The organism is Pseudomonas sp. 50_B (genome assembly GCF_017491625.1).
Lineage (GTDB): Bacteria > Pseudomonadota > Gammaproteobacteria > Pseudomonadales > Pseudomonadaceae > Aquipseudomonas > Aquipseudomonas danubii.
In genome coordinates, this window is sequence record NZ_JAFGYX010000241.1 from 1 (window position 1) to 225 (window position 225).

Sequence of the window (225 nt, forward strand, 5' to 3'; positions counted from 1 at the left end):
CCCAGGTCACGGGCGAGCCCAGGACCCCGGAGCCGGTCTGGAACTCCCAGACCTTCTCGCCGGTCTTGGCGTTGAACGCCTGGAGGAAGCCTTCAGGCGTGCCGGTGAACACCAGGTTGCCCTTGGTCGCCAGGACGCCGGCCCACAGCGGCAGCTGCTCCTTGTGTTCCCACACCAGCTTGCCGGTGGTGGGGTCCATGGCGCGCAGGGTGCCGACGTGGTCGT

Annotated in this window: 1 protein-coding gene; it reads right to left on the reverse strand. The window is 68.9% G+C overall.

All coding sequences use genetic code 11. The features are described 5' to 3' along the window. On the reverse strand, nucleotides 1-225 hold a 225-nt coding region (locus J5M73_RS31795), incomplete at both ends, for a PQQ-binding-like beta-propeller repeat protein (RefSeq protein WP_207817090.1).